Below are 21,414 nucleotides of genomic sequence, written 5' to 3'. Positions count from 1 at the left end.
TTAACTACAACATCACCGTCTTCCCAGTTTTGACCGATTCATCGGCGGCGAGTACGATTTTAAGGCTGTTCACCGCATCGTTCAAATGGTCGGTGAGGTCACGGTCGTTTATAATGGCATCGAGCAAATATTCTTGTTCCAACAGGCATAGTCCATCATGGTCCGGTTCGTCCGCAGTGCTGATGATTTCATCCTTTTTGGTAAAATTGCCTTCTGCATTGAGTTCGCTGTGGTGCAGTTTCAAACTTCCTGTTTTGGTATGCCCCTCGATATCCTCAGAAGCGCCTTTGTCCAAATCACTAATGGAAACACAGCCTTTGGGACCTATCACATCTTTGATAAAAAAGGCGGTTTCGCTCATCATGGGACCCCAACCTGCCTCGTACCAGCCTACGGAACCATCCTCAAAACGAACCTGTAACTGTCCATAGTTGTACATCTCAGTATCCACTTCGTCCGATAAATGGGCACCAATGGCAGAAACACTAATGGGTTTGGAGCGGGTCATGGAACACATCACATCTACATAATGCACGCCGCAGTCCACTATGGGCGACATGGATTTCATCAGTTGCTTATGGGTATACCATTGCTCACCGGAGCTTTGCTGGTTCAGATTCATGCGCATTACCAAAGGTTTGCCCAAGGTCTGAGCCATTTCGGTAAACTTAGCCCAAGTAGGGTGCACCCTCAAAATGTAGCCTACGACCATTTTTCGGTTTTGCTGTTGGGCCAGCGCCACCAAAGTTTCCGCTTCCGCTACGGTTAGGGCAAGGGGTTTTTCCACAAAAACATGGGCATTGGCTTCCAAGGCCATTTTCACATAATTAAAATGAGTGTCGGGATAAGTGTTGATGGATACCACATCCGGTTGAGTGGCTCGGAGTGCCTCATTATAGTCCGAAAATGTAGGAGCACCGTCCAGTTCTTTGGAAAGCCGTTCGCGACTTTTGGCCCCTCTGCTGACCAATCCTACAATCTCAAAACCTTCCAATTGATGGTATGCGCGTGCATGGGAGGTTCCCATGTTGCCACATCCGACCACCAGTACCTTTAATTTGCCCATTGTTTCCAAAGATTTAGCCTTAAAGATAGGGTTATCTTCATTTTTCGCCATGATTTGGAAGAGATAAGGTTTTATAGTTTTTAGAAAGACTTGTAAAATGTTCAACTACAACGATGTATATGTTTCCTTTACATTAAACCTTTCTTAAATGCTTTACCAGTCCAATGGGTATGCCTAATTTTGCCTGATGCAAAAACAACATCAAAAACCCAACTTCGAGTTTGTGGCCCTAATGGCCGCTTTGATGTCCATCGTAGCCCTGGCCATTGATGCCATTCTACCTGCCATTTCCAATATAGGAACGGCCATCAACAGTACCGACCCAACGGATAACCAGTTATTGGTGACCATGATTTTCTTGGGGCTTGGGGTAGGGCAGCTCTTCTTTGGACCCATATCCGACAGTTTTGGAAGAAAGCCAGTGGTTTATATTGGATTTATCATCTTTTTGATTGCAAGTGTCGTCTGCTTGTATGCACCTTCTTTGGAAGTGATGGTGGTGGGCCGCATCTTTCAGGGCATTGGGCTTTCGGCGCCTAGAACGATTTCTATTTCCATCATACGGGATACCTACGTGGGCGATTATATGGCCAAAATCATGTCCTTTGTGGTGGCCTTCTTTATTTTGGTTCCAGTGGTAGCGCCTGCCATTGGTAAGTTGATTCTGGATGCTGCGGGATGGGAGGCTATTTTTTATGTGCAGATGTTCTTTGTTTTGGTTGTTGCTATCTGGTTTTGGAAACGTCAAGAGGAAACCCTGCATCCCGAGTATAAAATTCCCTTTACACGGCATGTGTTTATCGATGGAGTAAAGGAATTTGTGAAATATCGTGAAACCGTGGCCTTTACCTTGACATCTGGATTGGTGACAGGCGCATTTTTAGTGTATTTGAGCTCGGCCCAGCATATTTTTGAAGACCAATATGCCCTCAAGGAAATGTTCCCTTATATTTTCGCAGGATTGGCCATCTCCATCGGACTTTCCACTTTTTTAAACGGGACCTTGGTGATGCGCTTCGGGATGCGAAAACTATCTTTAATGGCAACCATTGTTTTTTGTGTTGTCGCCTTAACGTATTCCATTGTATTCCTTAATACGCCCAATCCCAGTATTTACGTGCTGGTAGGGTTCTTGTCCATTCAGTTTTTCTGCCTTGGGTTTATGTGGGGTAACTTCCGTTCCATTGCTATGGAGCCTATCGGTCATATAGCGGGTATTGGTGCTGCTATCAATGGATTTGTATCTACTTTGCTGTCCATTCCCATAGCAACCTTTATTGGGGAATTTGTAAAAGATACGGTATGGCCGCTTTTTGCTGGCTTGGCCATTTGCGGTCTTTGTGCCCTTGCCATTTTCCTTCTGGTGAACAAGCCCAAACGAAAAAGGGTGGTCACCACTTAATCTTCTTGGGGGTAATATACCTCTCCGCTACAGGAATCTGAAGTGGCTCCGGTCACAGATTTTAAAACATTGGTCCTTCCTTGGAGTCTCAGCACCCCCATTAGTGCGAAAACTAGGGCTTCTTTGTAGGCAATCAGGGTTTTATCGGGTACTACCACCTCAACGTCGTCGCCCAATGCAGTTTGCAGGCTATCCATAAAAAACTGGTTGAGAGCGCCTCCGCCAGTGGCCAATAATTTATGTTTATCTGGCTTGTCGGCTTTGTGTTGATGGACGGCCAAGGCAATCTGCTCGCAATTATGATGGATAAACGTATGCAGCAAATCTGGATTAGAGGCCGATGAGTTTTCAATCAACGGGACAATTTGCGAGGTAAACCATTCGTAGCCAGTAGACTTGGGGTAGGGGAGCTTATAATATTCCAAAGTATTGAGCTCATTCAAAAGTGTTGTGTCCAATTTCCCCGACCGTGCCAGTTGCCCATTTTTATCATAGGCCATTCCCATTTTGTGGGTGATATAGTTCAGCGGCATATTGGCCAATCCAATATCGTAGGCGATACGTTTCCCATTTTTTTCAAAGGAGATATTGCTGATGCCCCCGAGATTCAGACAAAAATCGTATTCGTGGAACAATAACCTGTCGCCAATGGGCACCAACGGAGCGCCTTGTCCCTTTAAGGAAACATCCTTAGTCCTGAAATCGCAGACCACTTGCTTTCCGGAGACATTCGCCAAAAGCTGTCCATCGCCCAATTGAAAGGTGACACCATCTTCGGGGCGGTGATGTGATGTGTGGCCATGACTGGCAATAAAGTCGACCTCTTCGCCAAGTTCGTCCAAAAACAAACGGCACTGTTGCCCTAACCAGATGCCATAATCTTTGTGCAATTGGGCATGTTCTTCCTCGGAAAGGTGGATGGCATTTTTGAGGTATTCCCGCATATCTTCCGAGTATTCGATTTCGGCCGTGTTTTTAATGCGAAAATTCCAAGTTCCGTTGGCTTCCCAAATATGGCAATAGGCCATGTCCAAGCCATCCAGCGAGGTGCCGGACATCAGCCCCAAAACTTTATAAGTGCTCATACCCGATACTTTTTGAGACTATTAAAAATAACAAATTGTGGGCTCATGGTCGAAAAGTTTTTAGTTGAATGGGAAGCTGTCCTTTTGGCTTGATTTTTCCGGAGAAATGGGCGAAAGCGACCTTTTGGAACGCTTCAAAATCTTGATACGCCAAAACCACATTGGCGTGGGGCGGCAACTCTAAAATATCCAGTACATATGGATTGCCGAACAGGTACAGCAACACATTCTTTTTCTGAAGAAGTTTTTGAAGGGAATCCACGGTTTTTTCGTCCATCCCAAACTTATTTTTAGGTTTTACCGCAGGCGGAAATAAGCTTACTACGACATTCTGCTGATTGGACTGCAAAGCGGTATCCAAATCAACCGTTTTTGAACCAAAGTGTATCGAAATCTCTTCGGCAAACCAGTTTTTCTTGTCAAAAGACACAGAAACGCTCAAAAATCCGGACGATTTAATGTGGTCAGCCATGACTTTGTCTCCATACAGTTCCGTGATGGTATTTTCTGCTATGGTATGGTTCAATTCAGAACACGAAATAGTATCCATTTCTTTGGATTCTCTTTCTTGGGAAAACATTTTTTCTTTTAGCTTCCAGACCCTATCAAAACTCTCTTGAATGCGTTGCTCCGAAGCACTGGAAAGGATGGCATCCACACCTTCCTTTACATGTTCGCTAAAACATAGCACATCCATCCCGGCATCAAAAGCCGCTTTCTCCAATGTTCCTTTTTTGGGGAATTTTTTGGAAACGGCATGCATGTTCAACGCATCTGAAATGACAACACCCTTAAAGCCCAGTTGCTCTCTGAGCAATTCCGTAATTATTTTTGATGAGGTGGTGGAAGGGTTCTCGGCATCCAATTGGGGCAAAAGCAAATGGCCTACCATAACCGAGTCAACCCCCATATCAATGAGTTTTTTGAAAGGATACAGTTCGTTCTCAAATAATTCGTCCAAAGATTTATCGATTACTGGAAGTCCTAAATGGGAGTCCGTTGCGGTATCGCCATGCCCTGGAAAATGTTTAACGGAGTTTAAGGTTCCACTGTCTTGCATACCTTTTAAGAAAGCCCTGGCTTTCTCAACTACACTTTCCCTGTCGTCCCCAAAAGACCGATAACCGATGACCGGATTTTCTGGATTGATGTTGATGTCCACAACAGGAGCCAGATTCCATTGGATTCCTGCCTTTTTGCAGTCATTCCCAATAGCTTTTCCAACTTGATGGATAAGCTCGCCTCGATCGGTAAGTGCCCCAAGGGTGATCGCGTATGGGTATTGCGGCGTATTTTCAATGCGCATGGCCAGCCCCCATTCGGCATCGATTGCAATCAGCAAAGGAATGGTCGCGGCTTTTTGATACCGTTCAATAAGGTCCAAGAGTCTGTCGTAGCTCTTCTCGTTGTGCACAATGGCTTTTTTCCCTTCAAAATTGGTGGCCGCACTGGCCCGACTATGAAAGAAACAAATGGAACCTACGTGCTGTTCACGGATAAGCTGTTCCATTTTTTGTACTTCGGCTTCGGTATCGTTGATGAATGCGGCTGGCATGAACAACTGTCCCACCTTTTGTTTCAAGGTCAAAGGTTCCTTCGGAAGTCTAAAAGGTTGAGTCGTTTTATTCATTGGATTCTACTGTTTTTTTACCGTAATCTGCGGGATATTTCAGATAACGGAGCACAAGGAATGCAGGGAGCGCTGCGACCACCACCCAAATGAAGAAGCCGTCGTATCCCAGCCATTCCTGAATATACCCGCTCAACATTCCCGGAAGCATCATCCCCAAGGCCATGAAGCCGGTGGCGATAGCGTAGTGCGATGTTTTTGAGGCTCCTTCGGCCACATAAATGAGATACATCAAAAAGGCAGCAAAACCAAACCCATAGCCAAACTGTTCTAGTACCACGGTACCCACAACTGCATATATGCTGGTGGTTTGGGTGATGGCCAAAAGTGCATAGAGCGCATTGGGCAGATTTAAGGACAGCAGCATCGGGAGCATCCACTTTTTTAAACCGTCTCTCGATATCAAAATTCCACCTAGGATACCGCCTAGGGATAGCATGATTACGCCCACCGTGCCGTAAATGGTTCCTACCGCTTCGGTGGAGTAGGCCAGTCCGCCTACCTCCAATTCATCCAACAGAAAAGGGGATGCCATCTTTACCAATTGTGACTCGCCCAATCGATAAGTGAGAATGAACAGCAAAGCGACACCGATTTGGTGTTTCTTGAAAAAACTGGCAAAAACTTGAAAGAAACCTGCTGGTTTTTCCGATGATGTAGTTGTGGATGCTTCAAACTTAGGTGCGGATAAAAAATTGGCAACGGTCAACCCTATCATGAGTACTGAAGCGGTAATCATGGTTACGGACCACGCCTTGGTATTGTCACCATACTGATTTTCCAAGAAGCCGGCAAAAATCACTAGCAATCCTTGCCCTGTGACCATGGCCAATCGGTAAAATGTGCTTCTCAGTCCAATAAAGAAGGATTGTTTTTTCTGCGTGAGACCGATCATGTAATAGCCATCGGAGGCAATATCGTTGGTGGCCGAGGCGAAGGCAGCCATCCAGAAGAAGGCCAATGTGATGATAAAGAACGAGTTGGAAGACAAAAAGAGACCAATGCCCAAAAAAGCAAAGGAAATGAGCAACTGCATCCCCAAAAACCATTTTCGTTTGGTACCGTTCAGATCCACAAGTGGGCTCCACAAGGGTTTAATCACCCATGGGAGGTATAGCCAACTCGTGTAGAGTCCGATTTCTGCATTACCAATACCTAAGCGTTTGTACATGATCACGGAGACCGTAACCACTAAAATGTAGGGTATGCCTTGGGTGAAATAGAGGAACGGTATCCATAACCAGGCGTTTTTGTCTTTTGGCGCTACATTCACTTTGTTTGTTTTTTTAGGTTGCGATATAAATTTTTATGTACGTTGGGTGTCACCTTAGTTTTTGGTATTGATTTGGTTTTGGTTCATTGGTACGGTTTGTAAACCACTTTGATTGCCATAGGCATCGCTTACTCCAATCATTATTTCTTTTCGAAGATGCTTTTTTTCCAAATCAAACACATAGCAACCTTCGATAGCACTCTCAGAAAGATATTGCTTTCCAATGAGTTGAGGACCTTCCTTACCTGATTTGTACAGATTCAAAAATCGGGGAATATTATCCACGTGACGGATGCAGATCTCCAAGGTCCCATTCTTCAATTCTGTGGAGGATATGGCAGGGAGTTGTAGCTGTCGAACCACCTTATTCAATGGACCGGGGGTTTCGGATGGAAGCGGATATAACTTCCTCTGCAATTTCCGAGTTATCTTTTCGTGATTGCCCATCAAGGATTTGGCACTGAAAAAGATATTTCCGTCAATGTTTTCCAAATTTCGGGCAAAGTTGAGCTGTTGGGGTATCTCCCGTTTTCTGTCCCAAGCTCTGTCTGGATTATTTTTGATCTTGTAAGCACCATTGCCTATGTACAAATGGGTGTTGGGAGCATGCTCCGCCCACCATTTGGCAATAACCTTGTGAGAGGCCACAGGATAGTCCATGCTCCAATACACTTGTGGGGCCAAATAGTCCAACCAGCCTTGTTGAACCCATAAAATAGGGTCGGCATAAAGGTCTTCGTAGGTGGTTTGTCCAGCTTTGGTGTCGGAACCCCTTGGGTCCGTATCCCGGTTTTTCCACACCCCAAACGGGCTTATTCCGAACTGTACCCAAGGTTTGTGTTTTTTGATGGTGTTATGGACGCTTTTTACCAGTGAATCCACATTGCTACGTCGCCAATCTTCTAAGGATTGACCCGTTGGCGCATAGGTGGAGTAGGCTTCGGCATCATCGAAAGTTTCGCCTTCCACTTTATAGGGATAGAAATAGTCATCAAAATGGATGGCGTCCACTTCGTAATTGGTGACGAGTTCCTCTATAATGGCGTTGAATTTTTCCCTGACTTCGGGAAGTCCCGGATTATAATAGTTTTTGTTACCGTAGGTAACAATCCAATCGGGGTGTTGAAAGTAATCATGGGTTTCCGATAAGGTGGAAGTATTAAGACTTACGGTGGCACGGTAGGGATTGAGCCATGCGTGAAATTCCATGCCCCTTTTGTGGGTTTCCGAAATCATCCATTCCAGTGGTTTGTCAAATCCCTTCGGGGCTTCACCCTCGGTACCTGAGAGGTATCTGGACCAAGGGGCCAAAGCAGTAGGGTAAAGTGCATCCCCGGCAGTTCGTACTTGAACTATGGCAGCATTGAAATTCAAATTTTGATAGAATTCCAAAATATCGATAAAGTCCTTCTTTTTTTTGGCGACTTCATCTTCAGGATGTTTGGGCCAATCGATGTTGGCCACGGTGGCGACCCAAACGCCCCTAAATTCTTGTTTGGGTGGTTTGGTCGTTGCACAGGATAAGAGAAAGAGTATGGGAATTATAGTTAAAAATCGATGCATTGAAAAAAGTAAAAGGCCTACTTGTGCATTAAATGTAGGCCTTTTTGCTAGATTAAATTAAACAACTAACAACTTAAAAGAGTGTTATTTTAAAAACGATAGCGCACAAAACCTTCCATGGCTTCATATTCGGCCATACCCAGTTGATTGTAGCGGTTTGCAGTTTCCTTGTTCCTTTGCTCCGCCCTTTGCCAGAATTCCCTTTTGTCGTTTCCGGGGAACATGGCACTATCCTTTTGGGACTGGTGCTTAAAAATGGCGTTGATCTTTCGGGTCATATCCTTAGGACCGATGGGTACCGCCATTTCCATATCTGCAATATCCCATTCTTGCCAAGCTCCACGGTAGAGCCAAACGTAGCAGTTTCTGATCCAATCGGAGCCTTCGTCAACCAGTCGCTGTATGGCTTTGTAGATAACGTCCAAGCAAACTCGGTGAGTGCCATGGGGGTCGGAAAGGTCGCCTGCCGCAAATATTTGGTGTGGCTTGAGTTTCTGTAAGAGGTCGTAGGTGATTTGCACATCTTCCTCGGAAAGTGGTTTTTTACGTACCGCTCCGGTTTCATAAAAAGGAAGGTTCTGGAAGTGGGCATTCTCCTCGGGTACCCCGCAGTATCGGCAGGCAGCTAAGGCTTCCCCTTTTCGGATGAGCCCTTTGAACTGCTGTACCTCAGGACTATCTAGCTCCCCAGGCTTTTTATTGGCCAAGAACTTTCGCACTTCCTTGAACTTTTTCTGCAGTTCTTTGTTGTCTTTTTGCACATCGGTGGCAAAATCCAGAAAACGGATGACCTCATCATCAAAAACGGCAATGTTTCCCGAGGTTTGGTAGGCCACGTGCACATGATGTCCTTGGTCCACCAATCGCAACAAGGTGCCTCCCATGGAAATCACATCGTCATCGGGGTGCGGACTAAAGATCAAGGATGTTTTGGGATGAGGTTGCGCTCGCTCCGGCCTTTGACTGTCATCAGCATTCGGTTTTCCGCCCGGCCAGCCAGTAATGGTTCGTTGTAATTGGTTAAAAACGGAAAGGTTGATCTGTTCAGCGGACCCAACTTCGGCAATAAGGTTACCCATACCATGTTCGTTGTAGTCCTCGTTGGTCAATTTTAAAAGGGCCTTGTTCAATTTTTCGGACAGCCAGATGGAGGCGGTCTTGATGAGTTTTTCATCCCAATCACATTCGCTCACCAACCACGGGGTCTTGACCCTGGTCAGGTAAGAAGAAGCGGCATCATCCAGTACAAAGTCACAATTAGTGTGATGCTGCAAGAATGTCGCAGGAACAGATTCCTTTATTTCCCCTTCCACAGCTTGTTGAACTATGGGTGCCTTGCCTTCGCCCCATGCCATGATGATGATTCTTTTGGCATCCATAATAGTGCCGACACCCATGGTGATGGCACGGCGCGGTACGTTTTCCTCACCAAAGAAATCACTTGCCGCATCCAAACGGGTCACACGGTCCAAACGAACCAAACGCGTTTTGGAATTGAGGGAAGAACCAGGCTCGTTGAAACCGATGTGTCCGGTTCGGCCGATACCTAAAACTTGAATATCAATGCCGCCCACATTTTTGATTTTTTCCTCATAATCCAAACAATATTTTCGAATCTCTTCCTTGGGCAAGCTACCATCTGGAATATGCACATTGTGAGGTTCAATATCGATATGGTCGAACAGATGCTCGTTCATAAAACGAACATAGCTATGAATGGAGTCGGGCTCCATGGGGAAATATTCATCCAAATTGAAGGTGACCACATTTTTAAAGCTCAGTCTGCCCTCTTTGTGGAATTGCACCAAATAGTCGTACACCTTTGTTGGTGTAGATCCCGTAGCGAGACCAAGAACCGCTTTTTGCCCTTGCTCTTGTTTTTGCTCGATCAAGCTGGCAATTTCGTTGGCCACATACCAGGATGCACTTTGCGAATCTTGATAAATGTGGGTGTTGATTTTTTCGAACTTGACGATTTCGGCATCCAAAGGTTCTCGTTTGATGGGATTGTTGGCTAATTCTTGCATGTTTAATTTGCTTTTTACCAGTTTTACAGGACAAATATAGACTAAAAAAGCAAATACTTGCAATAATTTGCAATATATTTGCATTTAATTGCAGTTTTGGGCAAGAAATAACATTCTGTTTACATACAGCTTGTTTTCTGCAATTGTTTTTACTTTTGATTTTTGGATGAAAACATCAATCCCATGCTGAAAGAAGAAAGACAACACGCCATACTGAACGAGGTAGAGCTCCATAATAAAGTTTTACTGGCCGATTTGGCCGATAAACTCAACGTTTCGGTGGATACTGTTAGAAGGGACGTGAAGGAACTGGATGAGGAAAACCTATTGGTTAAGGTGCATGGGGGAGCGGTTTCCCTAGGCTTTTCCAACCATAGTCCCCAAAGGAACAATGTATATGCCTTGGACAAGAAGGTTGCCATCGCCAAAAAAGCGATTGCCTTGCTACGCAACAATAGCGTTATTTTGATTGATGGAGGAACCACCTGTTTGGAAATGGCCAAATTATTGCCTGTAAATCTGAAACTGACCTGCTTTACGCTTAGTCTTCCTGTAGCCATGGAATTGCTTCGCAAACCGAATGTGGAGACCATCTTTATTGGTGGTACCTTGTCGCGCGATTCGCAGATTGCCATGGGACCCAGTGCCATTCATGCCCTTTCCGAAATAAAGGTGGATTATAGTTTTATCGGTACGGGCTATGTGGATACCGAATTTGGGCTCACCGAGTTTGACTGGGATGTGGTACAGACCAAGAAGGCGGTCATCAATGCCTCCAAGAAAGCAGTGCTATTGTGCATCTCCGAAAAATTGAATTCGCAGCATCGATTCAAGACGTGCAGTTTGAATGTGATCAATACCATGATTACGGAACTGGAGCCATGGGATAACAAACTTGATGCCTTTAAAAACCTGAACACACAAATACTCTAAATATTGTAATGGACAAGCATAAAAGGATTACCGAAGCACCTTCCAATTATGATGGATTGGAACAAATGGATGCGCTGGATATCGTGACCCACATCAACCAAGAGGATAAAAAAGTAGCAGATGCCGTGGAAAAGGTAATTCCGCAAATCGCAAAGGTAATCGATGAAACGGCAAAGCGTTTTGAGCAAGGGGGGAGGTTATTTTACATAGGCGCAGGAACCAGTGGAAGGCTGGGCATATTGGATGCTTCTGAAATACCACCAACATTTGGAATGCCCCATGAAAGGGTAATCGGACTTATTGCGGGAGGCGACCAAGCGATACGAAAGGCAGTTGAGTTTGCCGAAGATGATACCGAGCAAGCTTGGAAGGACCTTTTGGAATATGGGATAAACGAAAATGATGTTCTGGTCGGAATTGCAGCTTCAGGCACCACTCCCTATGTTTTGGGAGGAATTGCCGATGCCAATGCCCATGGGATTTTAACAGTGGGCATGACCAATAATCCGGGTTCACCATTGGCGAATGCGGCAACCATTCCCATCGAAGTAAACGTGGGACCGGAGTTTTTAACAGGAAGTACCCGAATGAAAAGCGGTACCAGTCAAAAATTGGTACTCAACATGATTTCCACAGGATTGATGATTCGCATTGGTAGGGTGAAAGGGAACAAAATGGTGAACATGCAGTTAAGCAACACCAAATTAGTAGATCGAGGAACGCGTTACATCATGGAAGAGTTGGGTCTCAACTACGAAGAGGCCGAAAAAGCGCTCAAACAATATGGCTCCGTAAAATTGGCCGTGGATGCCTTAAAAAAATAGATTATTTGGGAACCAGTCGGTAAATCCCTTTGCCTTCAACACTAACATAGATAAAACCATCAGGTGCTTGCCTTACATTGCGAACCCTTCCCATACCATCCATCAATTTTTCACGATATACCACCTTGTTATTGTGCAATTCCAAGCGTTCCAAATATTGAAAGGCCAAAGACCCCACCAATAAGCTTCCTTTCCATTTGGAATATTTGTCCGAGGTAACGAACGCCATTCCCGATGGTGCAATGGAGGGAGTCCACTGGTAGAGGGGTTGCTCCATTCCCGGGCGTGAGGTTTCATCTGTGATTGGCGTGCCACTATAATTGATGCCGTAGGTAATTATAGGCCATCCGTAGTTTACTCCTTTTTGTATGATGTTGATTTCATCCCCGCCCCTTGGACCGTGCTCGTGTTCCCAAAGTTGGCCGGTTTCGGGATGCAGGGCCAATCCCTGTGGATTTCGATGCCCATAGCTCCAAATCGCTTTTTTGGCTTCCGCTTGGTCCACAAATGGATTGTCATCGGGAATGCGACCATCATCATACAACCGATAAATTTTACCACCATCCCTGGTGATGTCCTGTGGATTGACATCCCGGTTGCCACGCTCCCCAATGGAAAAAAGCAAGTAACCATCCCTGTCAAATTCGATTCGGGAACCAAAATGTTGTCCTCTTGTGGAGTTGGGAGATGCCTTGTAAAGTTTTTCTTGCTGGACCAATTTGTTGTTAGATAATTTGGCCCTCATAATGGCGGTGTTGCCCCCTTTTCCGTTTCCTTCCGTAGAGGCGTAGGAGAGATAGATCCAACCATTGTTTTCGTAATTGGGATGTAGTTCAATATCCATCAAACCGCCCTGTCCCCGGTTGTACACCTCCGGTAGATTTTCAACCTCGCTTACCCTCCCAGAGTTATAAAATTTTAGCTTTCCGGACTTTTCCGAGTACAAAATGCCGCCTTTGGGCAAGAAAACCATGCCCCAAGCGTTTTCAATGTCGTCAATCACGAGTTCAGCAGTAAAATCAAGGGTTTCGGGAGTTTTTATCTCTTTATCCGAAGTTTGCGCGCAGGATGTACTAAGCAGTACAACGAAAAAAATGGGAAATAAGAGACTATTTTGCATAATTTTACGTTGAAATAACAGATTTAATAGATAAACGACCATTTATTATGGTTGGGTGTGTTGAAGATAAAAAGAAATTTATACGAACAGAAAATTACTATCTAGAATATTAAGGTCCCAAATCTGAAGTATTCTTCCAAACAAGACTTAACCCTATGCTCCCACAAAAAACAAGGCATTTGCTATATGTCGTGTTGTTGGTGTTCATATCAATATTCGGTTCCACGGTATTAGCAAAAACAAACGTTACTCGGATACTTACCAAAATTGTTTCCAGTAACGCAGTGTCGGATACCCAAAACGAGATTCCCGAAGTTGCTGCAGAGGAATCGTTTACCGAAGACAATGAACTGCTCGCAACAGCTCCTATGTTCTCCACTATCATCAACGGTGCGAACGAGGAAGTGGTTTGTCCAAACGATGGAAGTACCTTGGCCAAGTTCTTCCTTTGCGGAACCAGCGATGTTCGGACGCTTACCCTAAGTCAATCTGGAAGTTCCTACCAATGGCAGCGATTGGACCCCAATAGTTGTGCCCCTACCGTAGTGGACGATTGTCCCACCATCAACAACGCCTGTACTTGGAACACCGTGGGAACGGGTTCCACTTTTAATTTGGCGGCAGCGGGCGAATATAGGGTACGGGTCAACTCTGGACAGTACTACTACTTTAAATCCACCCTTAACCCACTTAACCCACAACTCATAAAAGAAGATATTATTTGTGGTAATCCTGGAAGGGTAGAGGTTACCAATGTTCCTGCAGGGTACGAATACAGTTTGAACAGTTCCGCAGGACCTTATCAAGATGATCCTTTCTTTGATATCACCGCCTCTGGCGATTATCGAGTTTTTGTACGATTAAAAAATGTGTCCCAAACCGCATGTGTATTCCCATCCAATTTGGTCACCGTAGGTGATTTGGATATCAATGTGGACGTTACCGCCAACGATATTTTGTGTAGTGGAGAATTGGGCAGTATTGATGTTGCGGTATCCGGGGTTCCTGGTTTTTACACTTATCGGCTTATAAAAAATGGAGTATCGGTGGATACATTCGGACCCAATGGTGCTGATTCGTATTCTTTTGACAATGTAAGTCCAGGTACTTATTCTATTCGTGTTGAGACCAATTCCTGTTCCGAAACCATCACTACCGACGTTAATGGGGACCCTATCGTTATTGGCGGCGGTATCAGCCCATTGGCGGTTTCGGCAACGGCATCCGATAGTTTTGGTTGCGGGGCAACATCCGTCAATGTCAACGTGACCACAAGTGGGGGAACAGCACCCTATCGATTCAGTGTGGATGGAGGTCCATTCGGTTCTACCTATTCCAGTACTTCCTCTTTTTCTGTAAGCTCGGCTGGCACTTACAATATTTTGGTGGAGGACGCCAATGGATGTCAACGCACCGCAGCTGTAGATGTAGAGAATATCCCGCCTCCCGTATTCAGTTTTACCGAGGAGGATGCCAATTGTGGCGGCGCCAACGATGGTAGGATTACGGTAAACGTGACCAATGGATATGGATACGAAATTCAGTATAGTGTCAATAATGGGGCAACCTTTCAGATAAGCAATACCTTTTCCAACCTGGCCCCAGGCAATTATGATGTGGTACTTCGCTATGAGCAGGACTCTTTTACGTGTACCACAACACCTCAAGCAGCGACCATAGGCACTCCGTCGACGATTACCGCAACCGCCACACCGGACGCTGTGCCAACATGCGGTGATGAAAATGGTGGTCAGATTACCATCTCGGGGGTCTCTGGAGGAACCGCACCTTATGAATACAGCGTAGGAGCCGGCTTTAGCAGCAACCCTGTGTTCCCGAGCCTTGGTGTTGGAACCTACACTCCCATGATTCGGGATGCCAATGGATGTGTGCAAGCACTCCCCGATATCGTGTTCAATACCCTTAACAAGCCTACTAACTTGGATTTTAGTATTTCAAGCTTGGATTGCATCACGACCACGGCGTCTTTGGATTTGACCGTTACCGGTGGTTCTGGAACATATACCTATGAGATTATCGCTCCAGCAGCCAGTGCCGTAAACAATGGAAGCAACAGTACCTTTACTGGTTTGGGTCTAGGAACCTATACCTTTAGGGTCACCGATAGCGAAGGATGTTCCTACGATGAAAACTATGCCATTACGGATATCAGTTCCATTGGTGTTCAGGGGCAGCAGACTCGCGTAGTGACCTGCGTTGGAGATTCCGACGGAGAGGGGCGCTTTTTGGTGGACGGTTTCAATACCACCTATAGCTACAGCATCGATGGTGGGCCCGTTTCCGCTGGACAAAATAGCAGTATCATTCCGTTGACAGGCTTGGCTGCCGGAAGTTATGTGATCTCCGTAACTGACGAGGAAACCAATTGCACGGATACTGCTACCTTGGTGATTGAAGAACCATCCACCGCATTCGCTATTTCCAGTCTTGATGTGACCGCAATGAGCTGTCAAAATGGAAATACGGGAGCCGTTCGCATCAATACTGTTGGTGGTTGGGGCGGTAACCGATATACGTTGACCCAGCCAGACGGTTCTACCCGTGGTCCCAAAAATGGAAGTACTTTTTCCAACCTTTCACAAGATGGCACCTATCAAGTGAGTGTTACCGATGCCAACGGATGTACCGTGACCGATAGTTTCACCTTGACCCGTTTGGATGCCCCGACCTTAACCTTGGATGCTGCATCCTCCGATTTTTGTTATGACAATTTTACCGCGGCCACCCTTGCGGTAAATGCCACTGGAGGTTTGGCCCCATATCAATACCGAATTAATGGAGGGGTGTTGGGTGCCAGTGCCAGTTTTAACGGCCTTACCCCAGGTACATACACCATTGAGGTAGTAGATGCCAATGATTGCAGGGACACGGTCACGGCAACCATCGAGCCACAGGTAATGGCCAATGCGACCACCATTCAAGAATTGGATTGTGCAGGCCCTCCCGGACAGATCCAGGTGAACATAAGTAATGGTTATACCTCTTCGGGCGATTATGATATTTACGAAGTAAGTATTAACGGAGCACCATACACTTCGGACAACAACAATATTTCTGGAAACTCTTTTGTGTACAGTATTCCGAATGATGGTTCCATCATTTCGGATACAACGTTCCAGTTTATGATTACGGATGCGAGAGGTTGTACGACCGAAACCAACACCGTGACCATTTCTCCACCCGAAACCATCGCAGGTACCGCTGTGGCCACCGATACCCAATGTGGGGACAATGCCAGTGGGGTAGTGGAGTTGATTCCCGATACCACCCAAGGGATACCACCTTACGAGTTCAGTAATGATAATGGTGCGACATTTAGCACACAAAATATATTCTCAGGCTACGGAGCTGGGACCCATGGTGGTTTTGTTATCCGTGATAGTAGAGGCTGTGTGAGTCCGGCCTATTCGGTAACCATAGGTTCCAGTGCCCCATTGGACGCAACCGCTACCCCAACAGATGCCGTTTGTTCCGCCGGAGCGGTGAACGGCTCCATTTTGGCCACCATCAATAATGGTGTAGCGCCATTCGACTATGTATTGGTGGATGAGTTTGGCGGTACGGTCGCGGCATCAACAGGAACTGCCAGTACCACCGTAAACTTTCCGAATTTGCCTTTGGGCAACTACACCCTTATCACCACCGATGCACAAGGTTGTGAAGACCGTGACCCTGTTGTCATTGACCAAAATCAGTTGGACTTGATTCCTTTGGATGCTGACCCTGCCATTTGTTCAGATACCTCGTTTCCCTATCGGGTTAGAGCTACGGGTGGAACGGCGCCTTACGAATTTAGATTGGTGGGAGAACCCTCATTCAATCCCGCGACATCAGGGGGCGACACCTATGATTTTACAGGTCAGGTAGTCTCAGGTGTTACCTATTTTGTTGAGGTACGGGATGCTTTGGGATGTACCTATATCGAAGAAATTGACCCGATTGGACCAAGTAATCCGGTTGCGGTAACAGCAACATCCTTGTCGGCTTCCTGTAATGTGGCCGGCAGTGGCTCCATTGACTATGAGGTGGCCGGTATTTCGGCACCCGGTGATTTTACCATTACCGTTCAAAATACGGATACGGGCGCCAATGTATCCAGCAGTTCGTTTACTGGAGCAACCATTCCCTACAACGGAACCATCAACGGATTGGCTCCTGGCAATTATCAAATCATTGTCCGCGACGACACCAATGGATGTAGTGGCAGCACTTTGGCCTTTATCGATATTAGTTCGGTATCCATCGCCATTGACAATTTCGTGGAGGCTACCTGTAATGTCGGCGCATTGGTAACGGTTAGAGGTTTTGGAACCACTGGGCCCTACAATTATGCCTATGTGCCCACTGGAGATCCAGCGCCTACCACATTTGCTTCGGAAACCACCTTTGAGATTCCCGGACCATACCCTGCGGATTACGACTTTTATGTTCAGGATGCCAACGGATGTACCGCGCTGACCACTTTAACGGTCACCCAAGAAGCTGGTGTGCCAGACCCTGTAATCGACGTGGTTAATCAGTGTACTGCGACCAGTGGATATCAAATTGATATTGTATCTCCATTGTCTACAGGTTCAGGTCTACCAGAAGAAACCTTCCAGTACGATATCGGAAGTGGTTTTCAGACGGGAACTACTTTTATAGTACCCAATCCTGGAAGCTATGTCATCACCGTTAGGGACGGAAACGGTTGTACCAATACAGTTACGGCCGAGGTGTTTGATTTCTTTGCAATCTCTGCGGATGCTACTTCATATCCTACCTGTAATGCAGGGGATGGGGAAATTACAGTGAACACCACTGGAGGTAGCGGTAACTTTGAATACCAGTTGAGGGATGCAGGCACCTTGGCCAATATTGGCCCGGCCCAATCCACCAATGTATTTACCAATGTGATGCCCGGAGATTATAATATTTTGGTAACCGATTTGGATTCCAACACCTCTCCTTTGTGTTCGGATGAAGCGGAAGTAATTGTTTCCACGGTGGATACGCCGGTGATTTCAGCTACGCCAAGTAGCGATGTCACCTGTTTTGGAGCAGATGATGGAACCATTACGGTGGAACTCCAACCCGGAACCGATACCGATACACCCATCAACTATGTGCTGTATCAAGGGGCAACCGCAACTGTGATTGCGGGACCCCAAGGTTCTCCTGTATTTGATGACTTGCAACCTGGTACATATCAGGTAGAAGCTGTCTCCGACAGGGGATGTACGGATCGCTCTGGAAATATCATCATCGACGAGCCTACCGAACTGATGATCAATGCAGTAAACACAGAGTTTAGTTGTAATCCATCCAGTAATCAATTCAGTACGGCCACCATTACCATTTATACTGATGATAATGGTGACGGAACGGGAACACCAACTGGTTCAGGTTCCTATACCTATAGCATGAACGATGGAACGCCACAATTTGATGGAACCAACTTCCAGACGAGCAATACTTTCGAGGTGATTGACAATGGAACCAATCAGTCGATAATCTTAACGGCCCGCGATCAAAATGGTTGTGAGCAAACAGCAACGGTAAACATCAATACCCCTACCGATATAACATTTAGCTACAATGTCAATCAAATTACATGTGATGCATCCGGCAGTGGAGTGACCCCAGGTTCAATTGACATCATCATCAATGAAGGTCCAGGGAATTACGAAGTGGAGATTCTGCCCTTGGGTTCAGAGCCTGCTCGTAGCTCCGGCGGAAGCGACAGGGTAACATGGGATATTGCAACCCCAGGGGATTACATTTTTGCGGTGACCGATATTGGCAGTGGCGGTTGTACCTACTTAACGACGACCATCAATATGCCGGAATACAACACAATTGATGCCGTGATTGCCGAGTTGGAACCTGTCACCTGCTTCAACGGTAACGATGGTGTCATCAGTTTGGACATTTCCAACTACTCTGGTGTTTACAATTATGAAGTCTTTTCAAGGGATAACGCTGGCGTTGAAACATCTACCGGTGTAACAGGAACCTTCGATACCAATGCACCTATCAATTCCCCAGAGCGTATTGAAAATGTTCCTGCGGGTAATTTGGTGGTCCGAATCGAAGCTTTGGATTCGCCGTTTTGCGATGCAGTGAGCAATGTAACTACCGTACGTTCGCCCGATCGTCCTCTTACCGTGGACGCCGTGCAAACTTCTCCCGTGACCTGTAACGTTCCCGGGTTTGGGGAGATTACAGCGTCTGGCGATGGAGGATGGGGCACTTACGAGTACCAGTTGGTAGCCTCGGACGGCACCATTCTGGTAGATTATCCGAATACCAACTCCGTATTTGAGAATCTTTCCACCGATACCTATACGGTAAACGTTCGGGATTTGAGAGGCTGCGAGGCTACCATGGATATTGATTTGCCTTTGCCTACACCAATTTCCGCAGATATTCAAGTGGTAAGCCCACTTGCATGTAACAATGATAATGATGCGGTGATCGAAGCCTATAATGAAGCAGGCGGACAAGGCCCTGGCAATTACCTGTACCAGTTGAACAGAATTACGGATGGCACCAACAGTGGATTGCAGACCACCCCAAGGTTTGCCAATTTATCTGCAGGAGAATACACCATCACCATTTTTGATGGCTGGAACTGTAGCTTCACTACCATTCCAATAGAGGTGCAAGACCCAGAGATTGTGATAGCAGAACTTGTGGAGCTGCAACCTCCAGGTTGTGGGGATTTGGGCCGTATGGAACTTACGGTGACCAACCCGGAACCAGGTGTGGATTATTTCTACCGAAGAGCGGGTACTACCGATCCTTTTATCCCATTTGGCACAGGAATGACCAGTGTAGAGATTGCAGCCGATATTACCGTAGATCCGGGACCTTTCCAATACGATGTACAAAACTCCAATGGCTGTCCGTTTGAGAAATCCAACCAGATTTCGCTAGATCCCGCTGCACCTTTGGTGATTGCTTTGGATTTGACCAACGCCACCATTAACTGTGCGGGCGAGGCGACGGGAATCATACGTTCAGAAGCCTTTGGAGGCATAGGTAACTATGTCTATACGCTTGTCAACTCGAATACCGTTCCGCCAACAGCAGCAACAATCGTACGTCCGGCCCAAAGCTCAGGGATTTTTAGGGAGTTGAACCCCGGTACCTATTACGTATATGCACAAAGTGGAGGATGTGAGGCTATATCGGACCCTATTGTGATAGAGCCCAAAGACCCATTGGTATTGGATTATTTGGAAGCGGTTCCCGTGCAATGTGCCGGTGATATGAACGGACAGATTATCATTGAAGCCAGTGGTGGAACAGGGCAGATCAGATATTCGATTTCCGATACCCTGAGCGAGTTTTTTGAAGGCGACGACCCGAACAATCCGAACAGAAAAACATTTAATGATTTGGCCCCAAGAACATATGATATTATTATTCAGGATGATTTGGGCTGTACCATTACCAGAACAGTGGAAATTACCCAACCGATGGAATTGGTAGCGGGCGTAGTGGACACCACACCCGAAACCTGTTTGGGAGATGGGGATGGAAGCATGACCTTGGAAGTAACCGGTGGAACAGCACCCTACTATACGAGTGTTAATTCTGCCGATGACGCTGATTTTGTTCAGAACGACAGCCTATTCTTCGATAATCTCCAAGGAGGTGAAACCTACGTAGTATTTGTGCGTGATGCCAATGGATGCCAAACCAATGTGGTTGCAGAAATCGGGGTTGGTGTGGATATAGTCGCTGAACCCGTCGTAGAGTACGGTTGTGAAGGGATTTTCCCAAATAGTACGGTTACGGTAAACATTGCAGATGGTTCCCAATTACCGGATCTCCTGTTTGCGTTGGATGTAGAGGATATTCAACAGGCAACAACCCAAAGAACTTTTGGGGACTTGCCAGCAGGAATGCATACGGTCTATATTTATCACGCCAACGGATGCGTTACCTTTGTCGAATTTGAAATAGAGGCCTACGAACCCTTGACCTTGGAAGCGACCAAGACGGGTCCAGATGAGATTACAGCTATAGCAACAGGAGGGTTTGGAGATTACGAATACTTCTTCCAAGGGGAATCTTTTGGAGAAGTGAATACTTTCAATGTAACCCAGGACTCCAATATCAGTATTCGGGTTCGCGACCGAAATGGATGTGAGGCCACCTTGGTTATGCCGTTCAATTTTGAAGGCATGCCCGAAATGCCAAATTTCTTCACACCCGATGGGGATAACTTGAACGACTTCTGGTATCCGGAGAACAGGGAGTACTTCCCCTTTATCGACGTAATCATTTATGATCGGTATGGTAGGGTAGTGGCCCGACTTGATCAGGTGAAGAAATGGGACGGGAACTACGATGGTAAACCATTGCCTACGGGAGATTATTGGTACGTGGTAAATGCCAACGATAGTGAGAACCAGCAATTTGTGGGACACTTTACCTTGTACCGGGAATAGGATGAAAAAGATTTTCAGTCACAAGGCCT

Annotated in this window: 11 protein-coding genes; 4 read left to right on the top strand and 7 right to left on the bottom strand. The window is 46.2% G+C overall.

Annotation, left to right across the window (positions count from 1 at the left end; genetic code table 11):
• Positions 1–4: 4 nt before the first annotated feature.
• Positions 5–1,117: a Gfo/Idh/MocA family protein gene (locus GGE08_RS06655; RefSeq protein WP_306456983.1), complete on the bottom strand. Its 1,113-nt coding sequence runs from the start codon at positions 1,115–1,117 to the stop codon at positions 5–7.
• 136 nt (positions 1,118–1,253) lie between these two features.
• Between GGE08_RS06655 and GGE08_RS06650 the strand changes: the two genes are divergently transcribed.
• Positions 1,254–2,468: a multidrug effflux MFS transporter gene (locus tag GGE08_RS06650; protein WP_179384116.1), complete on the top strand. Its 1,215-nt coding sequence runs from the start codon at positions 1,254–1,256 to the stop codon at positions 2,466–2,468.
• Here the strand turns inward: GGE08_RS06650 and GGE08_RS06645 are convergent.
• From GGE08_RS06645 to nagB, 5 genes are all read right to left on the bottom strand, one after another.
• Positions 2,465–3,553 (bottom strand): anhydro-N-acetylmuramic acid kinase, encoded by a 1,089-nt coding sequence (locus GGE08_RS06645; protein WP_179384115.1) that lies wholly within the window; start codon positions 3,551–3,553, stop codon positions 2,465–2,467. The genes GGE08_RS06650 and GGE08_RS06645 overlap by 4 nt on opposite strands.
• A gap of 43 nt (positions 3,554–3,596) precedes the next feature.
• Positions 3,597–5,183: a glycoside hydrolase family 3 protein gene (locus GGE08_RS06640; protein ID WP_179384114.1), complete on the bottom strand. Its 1,587-nt coding sequence runs from the start codon at positions 5,181–5,183 to the stop codon at positions 3,597–3,599.
• Positions 5,176–6,456, bottom strand: a complete 1,281-nt coding sequence (locus tag GGE08_RS06635) for an MFS transporter (RefSeq protein ID WP_179384113.1) — start codon at positions 6,454–6,456, stop codon at positions 5,176–5,178. Before GGE08_RS06635 ends, GGE08_RS06640 begins: the two co-directional genes overlap by 8 nt.
• Before the next feature lie 54 nt (positions 6,457–6,510).
• Entirely contained in the window at positions 6,511–8,019 is a 1,509-nt protein-coding gene (locus tag GGE08_RS06630; RefSeq protein WP_179384112.1) for a glycoside hydrolase family 10 protein, read from the bottom strand.
• 89 nt (positions 8,020–8,108) lie between these two features.
• Positions 8,109–10,046 (bottom strand): glucosamine-6-phosphate deaminase, encoded by a 1,938-nt coding sequence (gene nagB / locus GGE08_RS06625; protein WP_179384111.1) that lies wholly within the window; start codon positions 10,044–10,046, stop codon positions 8,109–8,111.
• A gap of 183 nt (positions 10,047–10,229) precedes the next feature.
• Here nagB and GGE08_RS06620 point away from each other — a divergent pair, with 183 nt between their 5' ends.
• A complete protein-coding gene (locus GGE08_RS06620) occupies positions 10,230–10,979 on the top strand; it encodes a DeoR/GlpR family DNA-binding transcription regulator (protein ID WP_179384110.1) in 750 nt (249 codons plus the stop codon).
• Between the two features lie 8 nt (positions 10,980–10,987).
• On the top strand, positions 10,988–11,803 hold the full coding sequence (gene murQ / locus GGE08_RS06615) for an N-acetylmuramic acid 6-phosphate etherase (RefSeq protein ID WP_179384109.1): 816 nt from the start codon (positions 10,988–10,990) through the stop codon (positions 11,801–11,803).
• 1 nt (position 11,804) lies between these two features.
• Here murQ and GGE08_RS06610 read toward each other — a convergent pair whose 3' ends face one another.
• Entirely contained in the window at positions 11,805–12,923 is a 1,119-nt protein-coding gene (locus tag GGE08_RS06610) for a PQQ-dependent sugar dehydrogenase (protein ID WP_179384108.1), read from the bottom strand.
• A 155-nt stretch (positions 12,924–13,078) separates the two neighbouring features.
• Here GGE08_RS06610 and GGE08_RS06605 point away from each other — a divergent pair, with 155 nt between their 5' ends.
• Positions 13,079–21,385, top strand: coding sequence for a T9SS type B sorting domain-containing protein (locus tag GGE08_RS06605; RefSeq protein WP_179384107.1), 8,307 nt, complete (start codon positions 13,079–13,081; stop codon positions 21,383–21,385).
• Positions 21,386–21,414 lie beyond the last annotated feature (29 nt).

The sequence above is a fragment of the Allomuricauda sp. ARW1Y1 genome, from assembly GCF_013407935.1.
Lineage (GTDB): Bacteria > Bacteroidota > Bacteroidia > Flavobacteriales > Flavobacteriaceae > Flagellimonas.
Note: the sequence above shows the minus strand (reverse complement) of the source record. Positions and strands in the feature narration are given on the sequence as shown.